We start from the raw sequence: 17,193 nt of genomic DNA, 5'->3' as shown, positions 1-17,193 counted from the left end.
GGATCGAACAGCTGCGAAAGGGGACGCATGAGCCTGATCGAATCCGACCTAGCCCGCCCGCCTTCACCGGAACCCGAAGTGTCGTCGTGTTCCGACGCCGCCCCGTGGTGGCAAGGCGCGGCGATCTACCAGATCTATCCCCGCAGTTTCCAGGACACGAACGGCGACGGCGTGGGCGATCTGGCCGGGATCACGCGCCGTCTGCATCACGTCGCGCGGCTGGGGATGGACGCGATATGGATCTCGCCGTTCTTTACCTCGCCGATGCGCGATTTCGGCTACGACGTGGCGGATTACCGTGGGGTCGATCCGGTGTTCGGCACTCTGGCGGATTTCGACGCGCTGGTCGCCCATGCCCATGCCATGGGTCTCAAGGTCATCATCGACCAGGTCTACGCCCATACGTCCGACTTGCACCCCTGGTTCGCGGAAAGCCGCGCCGATCGTGGCAATCCGAAAGCGGACTGGTACGTCTGGCACGACCCCAGGGACGACGGGACGCCGCCCTGCAACTGGCAATCGGTGTTCGGCGGCCCGGCTTGGACCTGGGACGCGCGCCGCCGGCAATATTACATGCATACCTTCCTGAAGGAGCAGCCTCAGCTGAACCTGCACAATCCGGCCGTGCAAGACGCCGTGCTGGACGTGGCGCGGTTCTGGCTGGAGCGCGGCGTGGACGGTTTCCGGCTGGACGCCCTCAACCACGCCATGCACGATCCGCTGCTGCGCGACAATCCGCCGGCACCCGCCGATGGCCGCCTGCGCACCCGGCCTTTCGACTTCCAGCTCAAGACCTACAGCCAGTCACACCCGGACATGGCCGCCTTCGTCCAGCGCCTGCGCTTGCTCTGCGACGAATACGGCGCGGTCCATACCGTCGCGGAGATCGGCGGCGACCAGCCGCAGGGCGATCGCCGCGCCTATACCGCCGGCAATCGGGGCCTGAACAGCGCCTATGGCTTCGACTTCCTCTATGCCCCCGCCCTCACCGCGCGGTTCGTGGCCGAGACGCTGAGCCGCTGGGAACTGGCACCGGGCGAAAGCGGCGGCTGGCCGAGTTGGGCCTTCGAGAACCACGATGCGCCCCGAGCCGTGTCCCGCTGGTGCACACCCAAGCATCATGACGCCTTCGCCCGCGTAAAGATGGCGCTGCTCCTGGCGCTGCGCGGCAACGTGATCCTCTATCAGGGCGAGGAACTGGGCCTCGTTCAGGACGAGATCGCCTTCGAGCAGTTGCAGGATCCCGAAGCCATCGCCAACTGGCCGCTCACCCTTTCCCGCGATGGCGCCCGCACGCCGCTGCCTTGGGAAGATGCACCGCTCGGCGGCTTCACCACGGACGAGCCCTGGTTGCCGCTCTCGGCCGAGAACCGCAGCCGCGCGGTGGCCGTCCAGGAAGCGGATCCGAGCTCGCTGCTTCATTTCACCCGAAAGCTGCTGGCGCTGCGCAAGGGCCACCCCGCCCTGCGCCATGGTATGTTGACGGAGTGGAAGGCCGACGGAACCCTGCTGTCGTTCGAGCGCAGCCACGGGGGCCAGCGCTTGCGATGCCTTTTCAACCTCGCGCCCGAACCGCTGGTTCTCCACCCGCCCGCCGAAGGCACGGTGCTGCTGGCCGTCAACGGTGCGACCCTGAGCACGCTTCCTGCCTACGCCGCGCTCTGGTTGTCGCTTTGACGAAGGTTTTTCGTGACCGATCGGGAAAAGCTGTAAGGGTCGCGGCATGATCTATGCCCTCGCCCTGACCGCCGCCATTGCCGCCGCCTCGCTTCCCGCCGCTGGCGCGGAGGCTGCAGCCGTGGTCACCTCGCCCGAAGCGCTGCCTTCCGTGCACGACCGTCCCCGCGTGTTCCTCGGCGGCAGCATCGACATGGGGTCCGCTCCAGACTGGCAGCGGCAGGTGATCGAGGCCTTGCGGGCCGAAGATGTCGTGTTGCTCAACCCGCGCCGACCGGACTGGAATCCCAAGTGGAAGCCCGAGGCGAGCGAGCCCGAATTCCGGCGCCAGGTCGAATGGGAACTCGCCGCGCTGGACAGTGCCGATGTCGTGATCCTCTACCTGGCGCCGGGTTCGCAAAGCCCGGTGAGCCTGCTGGAACTGGGCCTTCATGCCCGCTCCGGCAAAGTCGTGCTGCTTTGCCCACCCGGGTTCTGGCGCAAGGGCAACGTCGACATCACCGGCGAGCGTTACGGCATCAAGCAGGTCGAGAGCCTTGACGAACTGATCGCCGAAACCCGCAAGCGCGTGGCCGCGGCCGGGCGACGTCTCAAGGCGGGCAACTAAACGCGCCCCCGCCCGTCGCGGCGGCCTATTGCTGCGTCCACTCCACGCGGTAGAGATCGAAGCGCCGGTCCTTGAGGTTCTGCACCGCGCCCGACTGCCGCGCGGTCAGCAGGGCGTCCAGGCTGAGGTCGGCAATCGCAATCGTTTCCGTGTTTGCCGCAGTGTCCGCCGCCACGCCGTCGCGCGCGAACGGGAAGTCCGAAGGCGTCAGGATCGCGCTTTCCGCATAGTGCACGTCCATGTTCTCGACGTTCGGCAGGTTCCCGACCACGCCGGAAGTGACGACGTAGCACTGGTTCTCCACCGCGCGGGCCTGGCAACAATAACGCACCCGCAGGAAGCCGCGCCGCTCGTCCGTGCAGAACGGCACGAACAGCATCAGCGCGCCCTGGTTCACCAGATGGCGCGAAAGTTCCGGGAATTCGCTGTCGTAGCAGATCATCACGCCGATCGGTCCGCAATCCGTGGGGATGACGTTCGCCCCGTAGCCGCCCTTGATGTTCCACCATTTGCGCTCGGACGGCGTGGGATGGAGCTTCTGCGTCTCATGCACGGCCCCGTCACGCAGGAAAGTATAGGCGATGTTGCGGATCTCGCTCTTGCCCTGCCCCAGCTTCACGCGCGTGGGATGCGACCCGCCGATGATGTTGATGTTGTAGCTCACCGCCATGCGCTGCATGAATTCGACGAAGCGCTCGGTATATTCGGCTATCTTCTCGATCGCCTCGACCGGCTGGAGTTTCTTTTCCTCTATCGACAGCAGTTCGAGCGTGAACAGCTCGGGGAAGGCCACGAAGTCGCTCTCGTAATCGGCGGCCACGTCGATCCAGTACTCGACCTGGGCTTCGAACTGGTCGATGGTTTCGATCTTGCGCATCTGGAACTGAACGGTGGCCACCCGGACGCTGGAGGGAACGCGCTCCTTGAAGCCAGGAACCGCCTTGCCGGTATCGCGGGGCGCAAGCGGATTGGTCCAATACATCAGGACCGCGTTGCCGCCGCTTTCCTTGTCGTTGGGGATGTAGTCCGGCAGGATCTCGCGCGGCTCGTAGCCCTCGTTCATCTGGAACTGGATGACCTGGTCGCGAACCTTCTTGTCCCGAACCGCCTGGAGGTAATCGGCGGGATTGGGATACTGGCGCTTGCGGCGCGAATATCCCGGCATTCGGCCGGCGAAAGCGATGCCCTTCAACTCGAAGTACTGGCAGACTTCCCTGCGCTTGCGATAGAGCCGCTGGCCGATGCGCAACCGGCGATAGTCAGGGTCCACGCAGATTTCGAAGCCGTAGAGTACGTCGCCGTCGTCGGAAGGGGGACGGCCGTAGCCACCGTTGCTGATTTCCTCCCAGGTATGCGGGCGGAAGGCCTGGTCGGCGGTGACGATCATGGTCGCGCAGTGCCCTACCACCTTGCCGTCGTACTCGGCGACGAACTGGCCTTCGGGGAAGTTTATGATCTGCCCGCGGATCTCGGCGCGCGTGAAGGCATCGGCCTTGCCATAGACCTTTACCGATAGCCGGGCGATGGCGGGTGCATCGGCGACGGCGGCGGGACGGATGATGAGCTTGGCTTTGGTCTGGTCCATGGGGCAGTTCTACGCGCGGGAGGCCCGTGGGTTCCAGCGCGGAAAAGGACTCTTTCCTGCCGACTGCGGGATATTTCCGGCGAAATGGCCGTTATCTCTCTCGAAAGGAGAGAAGAATGAGCGCCACTCTCATTGCCCTCGCCCTGTTTGGTTGCAGCGACGACGGATCCGCCTGCGAAAGGCTGCCCGCCCCTGTCCAGACCTACGAATCGCGCGCCGAATGCACCGCACGGCTTGACGATGCTCTTGCTACGGAAGCCGCGCTGAAAGCCGAAGCGCCGACCGTTTTCGCGCAATGTCTTTCTGGCCGCCAGCTTGCCTCGCTCGGCAAGGGAACGGTCGACCTGAGGCGAGTCAACGGCGTCCAGTTCGCAGCCCGGTAAGAGTGCGGCTGGAGCGCCGGGATTGCAGCGCTCCGCCCCGAACCCAGTTCAGCCGCGCCCGCGATAACCCTGCACGCCTTGGTCCGGCACCCAGAGGCCTTCCGGCGCCGTACCGGACTGCCAGAACACGTCGATGGGAATCCCGCCGCGTGGATACCAGTAGCCCCCGATGCGAAGCCAGCGCGGCTTCATTTCGTCGAACAGCCGCTGCCCGATGCCAACGGTCACATCCTCGTGGAAGCCGTTGTGGTTGCGGAACGATCCCAGGAACAGCTTGAGGCTCTTGGATTCGACGATGGTTTCGCCCGGCGCGTAGTCGATCACCAGATGCGCGAAATCGGGCTGGCCGGTGACCGGGCAGAGCGAGGTGAATTCCGGCGCGGCGAAGCGCACGAGATAGAGGCTGCCCTGGCGCGGATTGGGAACGTAGTCGAGCACCGCGTCTTCGGGAGACGTTGGAAGCGCGCTGGTCTGGCCGAGATGCAACGGAGTCATGGAAGTGTCAGTCATGGCAGCCTTGATAGGTGCGGCAGGCCCTGCCTTCAAGTCGCGAGGCGGCATGGTTCGGACGTGCCTCGATCGTTGAGGATCGGTCGAACCAGATTGCCCACCACGCGGTGTCTGGACTATAATGCCTCACGTCTCGCCGCGCGAACCATCAGCATTAACGCCGTGTTCAGCGCGTGGTCCATTTGAGACCTGACCAGAGGCTGGGAGCTTGATGCGGGGCACTGTGATTAGGATTGCGACACCACTTTCGCGCGCGGCGCTCGTCATCGGCCTTTTGGCGGGACCGACTGCGGGTCTCGCGCAATCGACCTGGAGCCTGCCCCCAGGCCAGCAGGAGGGCCAGGGCGCGCCGCGCGCGCAAGGCCCGGTAGACCCCCAGAACCCGACCGTCACGCCGCGAGACACGGCGCCCACTCCGCCTGCGGCCGTCCCCTCAGCCGCTCCGAGCGGGGCGCCCACGCCGCGCGTGTCACCGGTTCCGACGATCGCACTGCCGCCCCCACCCGCACCGCGCGCCAGCGAGCGACCGCAGCCTCAACCAGCTGCGTCGCGCCCTGTGGAAGCACCGCGCCCTGAGACGCGCGCGCCAATCTCGCAAGAAGCCACTGCTGCGCGGCCCTCCCCCGCACCGGTGGCGACACCCTCGTCCGTCACCACGCAAGCCGCAGCGCCGCAGCCTTCTCCAACCATTTCTCCCGAGGCCGGTCTTGCCCCTGCGGCTGCCCCGCATTGGCCGGAGTGGTGGCTGGTGATCCCGGCCGCGCTCGTCGCGGCGGGAGTGGGCGCCCTGCTGCTCCTCCGCCGCCGCCGCGCGCCCGCTACGGCCTGGGAAGAAGCCGGGCTGGAGCCGGAAGCCGAGCCCGAGGACGAGATCGAACAGGAATTGCCCGTCGCTGCCCCGGTGGCGGCGTTGGAGCCGGTTTCGCCCGTCACTCCCATTCCCCGCGTGCAGCCTTCCAGGAACCCGGAGCCGCAGGAACGCACCCGGCCCGCTCCTGCTTCCCCTCCACCCCCCACTCGCCCCGGCGTGATCGCCGTCGATTTCGAGCCCATCAGCCTGCGGCTCTCGCTGGTCTATGCCACGCTGCAATATCGCCTGACCCTCTCGGCGCCGACGGCCCGCTCGGCCCCTTCTTGGCGCCTTCTGGGCGACATGATTTCCGCGCACGCGTCCCTGTCGCAAGGCGAACAGCTCGCCCCCGAGCCAGCGGATCTGCCGCTTCGCCACACTTTTGAGACGCTTGCACCCGGAGAGACGCGCACGTTCACGGGCGAACTTCAACTGCCGCTGAACGCCATCCGGGTGATGCGGCAGGGTCAGGCCAGCCTGTTCGTGCCGCTGGTGCGCATCTGCCTGACGGACGAGCAGGGGCATATCGAACGCCGGGTGTTCACTTTGGGCCTTCCAGGAAACGGGCCGGGACTTGCACCGGTACGCCTGGATACCGGCCCGCGCGACCATGCGGCGATCGCCGCGCGAGAAATCGAAGCTGCGCGTGACATCAGCCAGGATCCCGATTCTTCGTTCCGCCGCCGCGCCTGAACCGGCTACGGGGCGGGCCGGACGGAAGCAGCCCTCGCGCCCGATCGAACGCTTCCCTCTCGACCCTCGCCCCAGTGGACGTTAGGGCTGGGTGCTCAAGAGCGGAGAGCACCTTGGACGATCTGGACAATTTCGACGATCTCGCCCCTTTCACCAAACTGGTGGGCGGCGGCCGACGCAAGGAGTGGACCGGCGCGGTGGTCAACCCGCCGGTCTGGCGCGCCAGCACCCATCTCTACGAGAACACCGCAGCGCTCGCTCAGGGGCCGGGCCGCAACGAGGACGGCCGCTTCTTCTACGGCCGTCGCGGCGCCCCAACGCAATGGGCGCTGTGCGAAGCGCTGACCAAGATCGAGCCCGGCGCCCATGGCGCGGTGATCTATCCCTCGGGCGTCGCCGCCATCGCCGGGGTCATGCTCACCCTGCTGCGGCCGGGCGACGTCGTGCTCATAACCGACAATGCCTATGATCCGACGCGCTCCATGGGCACGGGCATGCTCACCGACTTCGGCATCGAGACCCGCTTCTACGATCCGCTCGATCTTGCCGCATACGAGGGCCTGTTCTGCGATCGCACGCGCGCAGTGCTGATCGAGGCGCCCGGCAGCCTGTCAATGGAAGTCTGCGACGTTCCCGAACTCGCCCGCATCGCGCGCGAAAAGGGCGCAGTCTCCGTGCTCGACAACACCTGGGCCAGCCCGCTCGGCTTCGCGGGGCTGGAAAAGGGCGTGGACGTGACGGTCATGGCGCTGACCAAGCACGTCGGCGGCCATTCCGACCTGATGATGGGCAGCGCCAGCGCGGGACAGGCGCTCTACGAGAAGCTGCGCAAACGCTCGCAGGATCTCGGCATCGTCGTTTCGCCGGACGATGCCGCGCTCGCCCTGAGAGGCCTGCGCACTCTGGGCGTCCGCTTGCGGCAGGAGGCCGATTCCGCCCTCAGGATCGCACGCTGGCTGGAAACGCGCCCCGAAGTGGCGCAAGTTCTCTGTCCGATGCTGCCCTCCTCGCCCGGCCACGACCTCTGGGCACGGGACTTCACCGGCGGCTGCGGCCTGTTCAGCTTCGTGCTGAAGGGCGGTACCCTGACAGATCGCAACCGCTTCATCGACGCGCTGAACCTTTTCGCGATCGGCTATTCCTGGGGCGGCTTCGAAAGCCTGGTCGTGCCGATCGAGCCGGCGAGACACCGCGATATCATGCCCTGGCCGCCGGAGAGCCAGGGCGATGCGGATCGCTACGGCGTGCGGCTCGCCGTGGGACTTGAGGACGTGGGGGACCTGATCGCCGATCTCGACCAGGCTTTCGCGGCCATGCGCCAGGCACGAACCGGCGGATGAGCAACCCGGTCGCCCGCATGGTGATGGCAAGCCCTTCCCCCTCGCCCAGCGTTACGAGCACGGCGGCGCACCAGGCTGCCGACCAACCGCTGGCAGGCGCGGACGGGCTGAAAAATGCCGTCACTTCGCGCGGCGGCTTCCTCAGCGACCTCGTCGATACGCTCGATCGGCTGGCGGTGCAGGTGGGATCGAGCCGGTTGTCGGTCTGGGATCTCGTCGTCCTGCTGTTCGTACTGGCGCTCGTCGTATCGATCGCCTGGGGTGCGAGCCGGCTTTCGAGCCGCGTTTTGCGCTCGGCTACCGGGCTCGACCAGACCCAGCGACTGCTGGCGGAAAAGCTCGTCAGCCTGATGATCTGGACGATCGCCATCCTGGTCGGGATCGACGTTCTGGGCATAGACCTGACCGCGCTGACGGTGTTCTCCGGTGCCTTCGGCCTGGCGATCGGGTTCGGCCTCCAGAAGACCTTCGGCAACCTGATCGCCGGGATCATCCTGCTGATGGACAAGTCGATCAAGCCTGGCGACGTGATCACCATCACCGACGCGGGCGGCATGTCCACGTTCGGCCAGATCCGCCGGATCGGCATCCGCGCCGTTTCCCTGACCACGCGGGACCAGAAGGAATACCTGATCCCAAACGAGAACCTGATGATCAATCAGGTCGAAAACTGGTCCTATTCCAGCAAGAACGTGCGTATCCAGATCCCGGTGGTGATGCCCTATGCCTGCGATATCGCGCGCGTGGAACACCTGATGCTGGACGCCGCACGTTCGATAAAACGCGTGCTCGCCGCACCCCCGCCCACCGTCTGGCTCGACAGTTTCGCTGAACGCGGCGTGAGCTTCGTAATCCACGTCTGGATCACCGATCCCGAAGAAGGCGTCGGAAACGTGCGCTCCGACGTGCTCAAGGCTCTTTGGCGCCTGATGCGCGAAAACGGAATCGAAGTTCCCTACCCCCAGCGCGACCTCAACGTGCGCGACACCGAAACGATGCGCCATGTGATCGAGGCGCTACGTGGAACATCATCTCCACACACCAACTAAGCCACCCGTTTCAACCTGATCTCGGCTCGTTGCCCTCAATCCCGATCGGCGTAACTCTCTCGCGGCTCATAGCGCCTTCGTGCGACCGATTGCGAGATGACCGCAAACGAGTGAAAGAGGCTTGGCCGACCTCGCGCAGCCCACCTCTCTAAGCGCATTTAAGGATACGTCAGCCAGGTGATATCACGCCTTGCGGCTTTGAAGTGCGAGAACCATGCCATCGGCCGGTAAAGAGGGATGATAAGGCCCACATACCAGAGCAGCACCCAACCATGGTTGCTCACTTCCAAAACGCTTCCTCGGGTGTTCCCCCAGATCGCAGCGGCGGCATGGTGGAGCAGCCTTGGAACCGTGAGGTGGAAGAGGTAAAAGAACATCGGCGCGGCGCCGAAAAGGGCCAGACGGTCAACCATACCGCTGTCGCGCGGGCGCTCGAACATGACGAGCAGCAGAGCGCCGCATCCCAAGGTCAACATCAGGAACAGCAAAGAAGCGGGATACTTGGTCAAGGCGAAGAAGCTCACGGCCATCCGCATCGCACTGCTCTCGACGATAGACCAGGGGCTGTCGCCATAGACGTCGAGCACTCTCAGAAGCACGAATACCGCAAGCATGGCGCAGCTCACGTCCTGAAGAGACAATCGCAGTGGCCCTTTCGATCGCCGCATCCGCAACGTGATCTCAGCGAGCAGCCCTCTCATTCACGCCTATTGCGTCACCGCTGGTTTGAGGCTGTTGACGAACATCATGCTGCAATGCAAAAGGTATGATACAACATCACCTATACCTTAGTGTTGTAGCGTCACTTAATCGATGGGGTAAATGCGTGTCTGATCTCTCTTGCCGTCTGTCGCAGCGACATACGGCGCCGAATGCGCGCCCGATCGCGTCCATCGCGCTCGCTGCTGGCTGCCTGTTCGGCACACCTGTCTCGGCACAGGAGGTGGAGGAAGCCGAGACGGCGGAAATCGTCGTGCTGGGAACGCGCAAGTATCGCGACGCCACTTTGTCATCAGATCTCGCGACCGAGCGCATGTCGCAATCAAGTCGCTCGCTCGAAGCAGACTTGTTGCGAGCTGCCGGAACCTACAGGCTCAGCGATGCGCTCGAACTGGTCAGCGGTAGCAGCCAGCAGAACAATCGCGGCGGCTTTGCCGACAATTTCGCAATACGTGGCTTCCTGAGCACTGCCGACGGCGGCGGCGAATATTACGTCGATGGCTTCATCGCCAATCGCGGAAGTGCACCTGCGCGAGATCCGGCCACGATCGAGCGGATCGAAATACTCAAAGGACCGGCCGGCGCCGTTTTCGGCGACATCGACCCCGCCGGCCGCGTCAACATGGTGACGAAGACGCCGCGCTTCTCCGCCGCTGCGTCGGCGCGGCTCGACTATGGTTCCTTCGACACCCGGCGCCTCGAACTCGATGCGACCGGCCCGTTGACCACCAGCCTTGCCGCCCGGATCGTTGTCGCGTTGGAGGATAGCGACGGCTTCCGCGACCATGTCGGGCTGAAGCGCCGGACCGTTGCCCCTTCGCTGACCTTCCGCCCGTCCGATGCGTTCCAACTCACCTATGTCGCACAGCTCATTCGCTATGACTCGCCATTCGATCGCGGGGTCGTCGCGGTTGGGGGCGATCCCCTGGCGCTGCCGGCATCCCGCTTTCTGGGGGAGCCGAGCAATGGCGACACGCGCGCTCGAGATACGCGCCACCAACTGACCGGAGAGGCGAAGCTGGGCGGCGATTGGGCGATCGTTGGCGGCCTGGCCTATCGTTCCGGGTCGCTGCGGGGATTCTCGGCCGATCAGACCCGTCTGGTCGACGGGCGGACCTTGTGGCGTCAGCGGCGCGAACGCGGCTATGAGGTCGAAGACCTCGCTGCCCGGCTTGAGCTGCGCGGCAAGGTGAACGCCTTGGGTACGCACCATCCCGCCTTCGGCATAAAGGGCTATTCTCTCGACTATCTCGAACTGCTGCGCCGTCGCAACCCCTCCGACCCGGCGCAGGGCGGCAATTCCTACGCGATCGACATATACGACCCTGTCTACGGCGTAGCCGAGGCTGCGGCGCTACTGCCCAACCTCGACCAGCGCGAGCTTCGCCGCGGCTTGACCTTCTACGCGCAGGATCTGTGGGATCTGACCGACCGCTTCTCCCTGGTGGGCGGAGTGCGTCTCGACGTGTACAGCCAGGAGTTGCGCAAGAACCTGACGGGTGCCGCATCTCGGGCTGCAGATGAGCCGGTCACGTTCCGATTGGGTGCCAAGTACCGGGTCAGCGACGCGATCTCGGTCCATGCGAACTGGGGCGAGTCCAATCTGTTGAACTCGGGCAGCGGCAGTGACGGGGCTGCCTTCGCTCCGGAGAAAGGACATGGCTATGAAGTTGGCCTGAGCGGTCGCTGGGCGGGGCTGGACGTCGGGATGACCTGGTTCGACATCCGCAAGTCGAATGTCCTCACTACCGATCCTGATGATGCCAATTTCCTTGCGCCGGTGGGATCGTTGCGGAGCAGCGGCATCGAGTTCGACGCATCGCTCAACCTCGGTCGGCGCTGGCAGGCGGTAGTCAACTATGCCTGGACGCGAGCCCGTTACGACGACGAGAATTTCGCGACGCCGCTCGCGCTCAACGTCCCCGACCACTCCGGCTCGGTATTCCTGGTGCATCGGATCGAAGGGCCGAATGGCGACTGGCAGATCAGTGGCGGCGCCAACTATGTCGGCAGGCGTTCCGGCGCCACCGACACCAGCGGCCTGATCCTCCCGGACTACATCAAGGTCAAGGTCGCCGTCGAGGCTCCGCTGTCCCGCATCCTTACCGCCAGAATCGAGGCGGACAATCTGTTGAACCAGCGTTACGCGGCCAGCTCCTACAACTCCTATTGGATCTACCCCGGCGCGCCGCGCACCATCAGAGCCTCGCTCAGTGTGCGGCTCTGATAAGGACGATCGCAAACCAGCTGTCGAAAGATCGGATATCAGGACGAGATCGTGATCGAACTCATCTGCGTCGTCGATCGTCAGGGACAAGACTGACCCTTCCCGGCTCGCCGCCCTGTTCCACGGCAGCGCCACGAGGCGGATAGATCAAACGGGGCGGATCGATCCCGTTCTCCTTTCGAAAGGCATCGAGCCTCCCGATCAGGCGTGCAGCTTCTTCGGCACGCTTCGCGCAGGCGTCGTGTGCCTCGTCGTCACGGTCGAGGGAACAGAGCGAGGGTTCGGCATTCCAAGGTCCTCCGCCGGACCTCGGAGTGCGGTTGGGGACAATATCGGCCTCTTCCTCCATCGCCTTGGTCATTTTCGCAGGACAGCAGGAGGCGGTGAGGCATGGCGGGCTCCTTTGCGGGCCTGGTATCGCGGGCGGATGCGCCTGCCCCTCCCCGCCGTCAGGGCGTGCGGGAAGCGGCAGGCAGCTGACGATCGTCAGAACTTCATGGTCGCGCTGACCTGATAGACGCTGCCGGTCTTCAGGTAACCGCCGTTGCGATCGTTCGAGATATACCTCTTGGACTTGCCCACGGTCGTCCAGTACGCGTGCTGGTTGAGGATGTTGCGCGCCGAGACGCCGATCTCCAGCGCATCGCTCAATTCGTACGCCGCGCCCAGGTCCAGCGAACCCATCGGCTGGATATAGATATCCGGGTCGGAACTCTGCACCGTCGCCAGGATACGTCCGGTATGGTGATAGTTCACATTGGCGCGGAAACGGGCGCCGGTGTAGAACAGCCCGGCATTGTAGATCAGGTCGGGCGCCTGGGGCAGGCTGGTCGTGCGCACATCGTCGTCCGCCAGCGCATATGTCGCCCTGGTCTTCTGCCGGGTGATCGAACCGCCCACGCCGAAGCCGTCCAGGAACGGCACTTCGCTTCCGTCGTAAGTATAGCGGCCGGAGATCTCGATGCCCTTGGCGCTGCCGCCCAGCCCGTTCTGGGGCATGAAGGTCGTCACCGTCGAACCGCTGTCTTCCAGAAGGTTCTGACCGGCCGTGGGGACGATGATATTGCGCAGCTTCTTGTAATAGGCCGCGACCTGAAGGTACTGCCCGACACCGCCGTAATATTCCAAGCCCAGGTCGAAGTTCCAGGCCGAGGTGGGCTTGAGGTTCGGGTTCGGCCGGGTGATATATTCCAGCTCGTCCGTCGTATCGTTGAACGAATAGGTCGCCGGGCCGGCAAGGTCGTTGAAGCCGGGACGCGCGTAGCTCGAGCGGACCGAACCGCGCACCACCACGCGGTCGCTCGGGCGCCACGCAACGAGCAGGCTGGGATCCAAGCGATCGTACTCGCGCGAGGAAGAGACGAAGGCGCCGCTGCCGCCTGCCGTGCTCGAACCTTCGAAGTAATGGGCCGCAAAACGGTTGGCTTCGTAGCGAAGGCCAGGCATGGCTTCGAGGTTACCGGCCTGGAAGCGCGCATTGGCATAGACGGCGGCGCGCCGTTCCTTGCTGTCGGTCACCCCCTGGTCCAGCGTTTCCTGGGACACCCGGCCGGCCGTGCCGCCGGCGGAGTCCACGTACTGGGCAACCTGATCCTCGATCGCCGAGCGGGAGACGACGCGGATCGGCCGCGCCGGATAGGCGCCGATGAAATCGGTCAGCGTCCGGCCCGGCAACTGCGAGACGGGCAGGCCGTTCACGTCGCGCGGATCGAACGGGCGCGAGAAGACGTAACGGGTGTTGTCGGGCGCGAGTTCGCGTCCCTCGCGGCGGGAATCCTCGTAGAGACCGCCGATCTCGAACGACCGGAACAGGCCCCCTTCGCTATCCCAGTGCAGATTGCCGCGAAGGGTCTTCTTCTTTTCCGAATCGAAGTTCCAGCCCTTCTGGACATAGTATTGACCCGGCGTGTCGAGCGAGGACACGTAAGCGGCCGCCCCCGGCGCCATGACCGCCTGCGGCGCCCGCGGGTTGCCGAGGTCGACCGTGACGCCCGAGGCGCCGTAGCCCACGCCGCGCCACGCCGCCTCGATGCGGTTAGGCTGGTTGTAGGCGCCATAGGCATAGGCGCCTTCGAGCGAAGCGACGAAGCCGCCGCCCAGGTCGAACTCGCCGCCAAGCTGCGTGGAAAACAGCTTCTGGTCGGTGTCCTCGGTGCGGAAGTAGCCGGCCGGGTTGACCCCCGTGCCGACGAACACGCCGTCCGCGTTGTAGTTGCCGCTGCCGCCATTCGCGACATTCGGGTTGGGCTGGCTCGTACCGTCGGCGTTGCTGGTCAGCTCGCTGCGCAAGCCGGTCTGGTTCATCGTGTTCGTGTTCTTGTAGCGTGCGTAGTTCACACGCAGGTACGTCTTGATGCCCAGGCCGTGATAGTCGAGCGAGCCGGTGGCGCCATAGCGTTCGACCTTGTTGGTAAAGGCGTTCCACTGCAGGCCCTGGGCAGACAGGGCGTCGTAGTTGTCGCGCGTCGTGCCCACGTTCCGATGAGTCGTCACGTAGCCGCTCTGCGCGGCGATGGACTGGGCCGCGTTCGCGCGCTTCTCATAGTAGCCGGCCAGATAGACGCCGAACCGGTCGCCGGCGCCGAACTTGCGCGCGGTGTCGACGCCGATCGCTCCGCCTAGGCTGGGCTGGTGCGAATCTGCCGCCATTGCCGCAAGCTGGCCGAGCGCGCGAACGCGGCTGAAGTTGCCGGTGAAATCGAACGCCGTTGGCGTGTGCAGATCGATGGCGCCCGCGATCGAGTCGGAATCCTTGTCCGCGCCCGGCGTCTTGTCGGCGGAGATATTGCCGATGGCGAACGGCGAGAACAGGTTGAGCGAAATCGCGCGGGAATCGCCCGCGACTTGCGGCAGGCGCAGGCCGTCGAGCGTATAGGCGTTGAAGCTCGTATCGAAACCGCGCACCGTCACGAACTGCGCCTCGCCCACGGCGGTCTGGTTCGCGCCCTGGTCATAGCTGGTCGAGATGCCGGGCAAAGCGCGGGCGATGTCGGCGATGCCGGTGTTCGAGCTGGTGGCTATGTCGCCGGTGGTGAGAATGTCCACGGTGCCGATCGCGTTGCGTTCCATCTCCAGCGCGGTGCGATCGATGCGGCCGTTGACGATGATGTCGGAGGTTAGCGTATCTTCGGAGGGCACTGCGGCGCTATCGTCGGCGCTGTCGGTGACGGCGGCCTCGGCGGCCTCGGCCTGTCCGTGCAGCGACAATGCCGCAAGGCTGCAACCAAACATCAGGCGCAGCGCGCGGCGTTCCAGAAAATGCATGTCGACCCTTCTTTTTCGATGCGCAATATTTTGCGAAGGGCGGCCCCCTAGGCGGGCTCTGTGACACAACCATGGGAATTTTCGGTCACTTATGTGACATAATGAACGTTCGTACGCGATTTGCGGCGCATTCATCGAGAGGGTGTTAAATCCGCATCTGCGGTTGCGTGCGAAGCTATCGCTCCCCGCTTCGGACAGAGTTCAACACGGAGAGCTCTAAAATCGATCCCATTCTCGGTAGCTACCCGAACTCCCCTGCACCGCTGCACATCGGCTCGCTCTCCGAGAAGGCGAGCCGATGGGCCGTCAGTCTCCCGAATAGGCGACGGGTAGCGGATTATTGATAGCCGCCTTCTTCCTCGCGCTCTTCGGCAGCCTGTTTCTGAGCCTCCTCCATCTCGTTTTCTTCCTGCTCTTCCGGCATGTCGGGGGCGTCCTTCGGATCGTTGATCATCATGCGTCTCCTTTCGAGTGGCGCAAGATCAACCAGGGGCATCGATGCCGGGTTCCAGAGCCTCTATCATATCCCGCTTCGCTACGCATTTCCGAGCCGAGCCTCCGCAAAGGCCGATCGAAGTTATAAGCCGCCGCAGCGATGCGCACGCTCCTTCCGGGCTGCTCAGGTCAGATGTCGAAAGCCAGCGATCCCTTTCGCCGCGCGAAACGCCAGACGCCATCGGGCTCCAGGCACAGTTCGTCTTCGAAGTCCCCGACCAGCACGTTTTCGCCTCGCTCTCCGCTGTAGAGCACGACATAGCTGCGTGCCTGCGCGCAGACCGGACTGACCAGATCGACGACGATATTGGCCATGACATGGCGCGTGCGCCGCGCCGGCCTGTCGCGGAAGAAGGCGCGAATGGCCTCGCGCCCGCGAACGGGGGCGTCCGGCGCGGTAGGCCGCGCGAAAGCGCCGTCCTGCGTGAACATCGCCGCGAGGGTATCGTGGTCGTGCGCGTCGTTGGCCTGGGCAAATCGATGGATCTGTTTCACGATCGCCTGCTCGCTTGCCTGCTCGATCGTTACGCACTCGGAAGAATCCGGCCTCGCGCCAGCGCTCGCCCCTTCGTGAACATCGCTTGTCATGCGGTTTCCCTTTCCTGATCCAGCGGCAATGCCATCCATTGCGTCAAGGCTTCGGTCACGGCCTCGGGCGCTTCCATCGGCGCCATGTGACCGCTGCCTTCGAAGACCCGGTAATGCGATCCCGGCAAGGCCGCGACGATATCCTCGTGCTGTGCAGGCGGGCTCCAGGCGTCTTCGCTGCCGACGCCGACCAGCGTCGGACCGCGCACGGCGGCAAGCCCCGCAGCCGCGTCGGGCCGGCCCAGCAGCGCGCTTATGTGGTTGCGGTGGATTTCCGCGCTCATGCGTCGCACCATCGCATGAAGGCGCTCGCTCAGTTCCGGATCGCTGTCCAGCCGGCCCTTGCTCACCATGGGGGGGAGCCAGACCCTGGCAAGAGCTTCCATGCCTTCGCGCTCGCCCAGTGCGATCAGCGCCTGCCGTCGTTCGGCTTCGCCCGGACGAACCGGATGAATGCCGGTATCCAGCAGCGCAAGGCGCTCGACCCGGGCCGGCGCCATCCGCACCGTTTCCAGCGCCACTCGCGCGCCCATCGAGTGGCCGGCAAGCGAGAACCGCTCGGGCGCGCCGTCCAGAACGTGGCGCGCCATGGTCGCAATGCTGTCGAAGTGCCGCAAGTCCGGCACCCGCACGTCGTAAGTCCGGCCAAGATGCTGCACCTGGTGTTCCCACACGCAGGCATCGCACAACAGGCCGGACAGCAGGATGATCGTTTCTCGCACAGGCGCTCCCTGATAGCCGAGTGGTCCGGGCGGATAGAGCACTGCGCATCGGCATCGTCCTATTCAATTGCGGCGGCGCGCTATGCGCTTCCGGCATGGCCGCGATATCGCAATTGCTGATAGCGGCTTCGGCGGAAAGTATACGCCGGGTTGCTCCCTTGATGCGTAACGTCTCCGGATCGGGTCCCTGTGGACTTCGCCGAAGACGGATCGACCTGCACAGCAGGCGGAAGAGGATGCACCATGACTGACGCAGAGCCCTAGCCGAACCGTCGCGCCCGCGGCTGCCCGCCTCGAGGCGAATAGGCGGTCGCCACGTAACGCACCCATGCACTTTCCCTTGGATGACGAGGAATAGCGAATGGCCCCAGGGCTTTTCCCAAAGATGACGGCTGCCTGCGCCCTGCTGACGCTGGCCGCTCCCGCCCTCGCGCGGCAGCCCGACACCGACACGCCGGCGATCGACGCGCCTCTGGTCGTGCG

The 17,193-nt window shown here is 64.9% G+C and carries 13 protein-coding genes; 7 read left to right on the top strand and 6 right to left on the bottom strand.

The window, feature by feature from the left end; genetic code table 11:
* The first annotated feature begins 27 nt into the window (after positions 1 to 27).
* Entirely contained in the window at positions 28 to 1,677 is a 1,650-nt protein-coding gene (locus L284_RS25195; protein ID WP_081673843.1) for an alpha-amylase family glycosyl hydrolase, read from the top strand.
* Between the two features lie 46 nt (positions 1,678 to 1,723).
* The gene (locus L284_RS25190) at positions 1,724 to 2,284 is read left to right on the top strand and encodes a nucleoside 2-deoxyribosyltransferase domain-containing protein (protein WP_021232018.1); all 561 of its coding nucleotides are present in this window, start codon (positions 1,724 to 1,726) and stop codon (positions 2,282 to 2,284) included.
* 25 nt (positions 2,285 to 2,309) lie between these two features.
* Here the strand turns inward: L284_RS25190 and L284_RS25185 are convergent, their stop codons facing one another.
* On the bottom strand, positions 2,310 to 3,869 hold the full coding sequence (locus L284_RS25185) for a carbon-nitrogen hydrolase family protein (RefSeq protein ID WP_021232017.1): 1,560 nt from the start codon (positions 3,867 to 3,869) through the stop codon (positions 2,310 to 2,312).
* A gap of 116 nt (positions 3,870 to 3,985) precedes the next feature.
* Between L284_RS25185 and L284_RS25180 the strand changes: the two genes are divergently transcribed.
* Positions 3,986 to 4,252 carry a hypothetical protein gene (locus L284_RS25180; RefSeq protein ID WP_021232016.1) on the top strand — a complete coding sequence of 89 codons (267 nt, stop codon included), beginning with the start codon at positions 3,986 to 3,988 and terminating at the stop codon, positions 4,250 to 4,252.
* Positions 4,253 to 4,300: 48 nt separating this feature from the next.
* Here the strand turns inward: L284_RS25180 and queF are convergent, their stop codons facing one another.
* Positions 4,301 to 4,762: a preQ(1) synthase gene (gene queF, locus L284_RS25175; protein WP_031341244.1), complete on the bottom strand. Its 462-nt coding sequence runs from the start codon at positions 4,760 to 4,762 to the stop codon at positions 4,301 to 4,303.
* A 223-nt stretch (positions 4,763 to 4,985) separates the two neighbouring features.
* Between queF and L284_RS47800 the strand changes: the two genes are divergently transcribed.
* The 3 genes from L284_RS47800 (at position 4,986) to L284_RS25160 (ending at position 8,694) form a co-directional block, all read left to right on the top strand.
* Complete coding sequence (locus tag L284_RS47800) at positions 4,986 to 6,305, top strand: hypothetical protein (protein WP_152524578.1); 1,320 nt, start codon at positions 4,986 to 4,988, stop codon at positions 6,303 to 6,305.
* Positions 6,306 to 6,418: 113 nt separating this feature from the next.
* Positions 6,419 to 7,645 carry a cystathionine beta-lyase gene (gene metC / locus L284_RS25165; RefSeq protein ID WP_021232013.1) on the top strand — a complete coding sequence of 409 codons (1,227 nt, stop codon included), beginning with the start codon at positions 6,419 to 6,421 and terminating at the stop codon, positions 7,643 to 7,645.
* Positions 7,642 to 8,694 carry a mechanosensitive ion channel family protein gene (locus L284_RS25160; RefSeq protein WP_021232012.1) on the top strand — a complete coding sequence of 351 codons (1,053 nt, stop codon included), beginning with the start codon at positions 7,642 to 7,644 and terminating at the stop codon, positions 8,692 to 8,694. Before metC ends, L284_RS25160 begins: the two co-directional genes overlap by 4 nt.
* A gap of 158 nt (positions 8,695 to 8,852) precedes the next feature.
* Here the strand turns inward: L284_RS25160 and L284_RS25155 are convergent, their stop codons facing one another.
* A complete protein-coding gene (locus tag L284_RS25155; protein ID WP_021232011.1) occupies positions 8,853 to 9,308 on the bottom strand; it encodes a hypothetical protein in 456 nt (151 codons plus the stop codon).
* A 212-nt stretch (positions 9,309 to 9,520) separates the two neighbouring features.
* Here L284_RS25155 and L284_RS25150 point away from each other — a divergent pair, with 212 nt between their 5' ends.
* On the top strand, positions 9,521 to 11,641 hold the full coding sequence (locus L284_RS25150; RefSeq protein ID WP_235054236.1) for a TonB-dependent siderophore receptor: 2,121 nt from the start codon (positions 9,521 to 9,523) through the stop codon (positions 11,639 to 11,641).
* Positions 11,642 to 12,127: 486 nt separating this feature from the next.
* Here the strand turns inward: L284_RS25150 and L284_RS25140 are convergent, their stop codons facing one another.
* From L284_RS25140 to L284_RS25130, 3 genes are all read right to left on the bottom strand, one after another.
* Positions 12,128 to 14,905, bottom strand: coding sequence for a TonB-dependent receptor (locus L284_RS25140; protein ID WP_021232008.1), 2,778 nt, complete (start codon positions 14,903 to 14,905; stop codon positions 12,128 to 12,130).
* 624 nt (positions 14,906 to 15,529) lie between these two features.
* Positions 15,530 to 15,988 (bottom strand): nuclear transport factor 2 family protein, encoded by a 459-nt coding sequence (locus tag L284_RS25135; protein WP_021232006.1) that lies wholly within the window; start codon positions 15,986 to 15,988, stop codon positions 15,530 to 15,532.
* Complete coding sequence (locus tag L284_RS25130; RefSeq protein ID WP_031341235.1) at positions 15,985 to 16,710, bottom strand: alpha/beta fold hydrolase; 726 nt, start codon at positions 16,708 to 16,710, stop codon at positions 15,985 to 15,987. Before L284_RS25130 ends, L284_RS25135 begins: the two co-directional genes overlap by 4 nt.
* Between the last annotated feature and the right edge of the window lie 483 nt (positions 16,711 to 17,193).

This window comes from Novosphingobium lindaniclasticum LE124, assembly GCF_000445125.1.
Classification (GTDB): domain Bacteria; phylum Pseudomonadota; class Alphaproteobacteria; order Sphingomonadales; family Sphingomonadaceae; genus Novosphingobium; species Novosphingobium lindaniclasticum.
This window is presented reverse-complemented; position numbering and strand designations above follow the sequence as displayed.

What these genes read in the sequence shown, in the direction of transcription:
- L284_RS25180 (WP_021232016.1), top strand. Translation starts at nt 3,986, where the DNA reads ATGAGCGCCACTCTCATTGCCCTCGCCCTGTTTGGTTGCAGCGACGAC.
- L284_RS25155 (WP_021232011.1), bottom strand. Translation starts at nt 9,308, where the DNA reads ATGCTTGCGGTATTCGTGCTTCTGAGAGTGCTCGACGTCTATGGCGAC.
- L284_RS25160 (WP_021232012.1), top strand. Translation starts at nt 7,642, where the DNA reads ATGAGCAACCCGGTCGCCCGCATGGTGATGGCAAGCCCTTCCCCCTCG.
- L284_RS25185 (WP_021232017.1), bottom strand. Translation starts at nt 3,869, where the DNA reads ATGGACCAGACCAAAGCCAAGCTCATCATCCGTCCCGCCGCCGTCGCC.
- queF (WP_031341244.1), bottom strand. Translation starts at nt 4,762, where the DNA reads ATGACTGACACTTCCATGACTCCGTTGCATCTCGGCCAGACCAGCGCG.
- L284_RS25190 (WP_021232018.1), top strand. Translation starts at nt 1,724, where the DNA reads ATGATCTATGCCCTCGCCCTGACCGCCGCCATTGCCGCCGCCTCGCTT.
- L284_RS25135 (WP_021232006.1), bottom strand. Translation starts at nt 15,988, where the DNA reads ATGACAAGCGATGTTCACGAAGGGGCGAGCGCTGGCGCGAGGCCGGAT.
- L284_RS25195 (WP_081673843.1), top strand. Translation starts at nt 28, where the DNA reads ATGAGCCTGATCGAATCCGACCTAGCCCGCCCGCCTTCACCGGAACCC.
- L284_RS25140 (WP_021232008.1), bottom strand. Translation starts at nt 14,905, where the DNA reads ATGCATTTTCTGGAACGCCGCGCGCTGCGCCTGATGTTTGGTTGCAGC.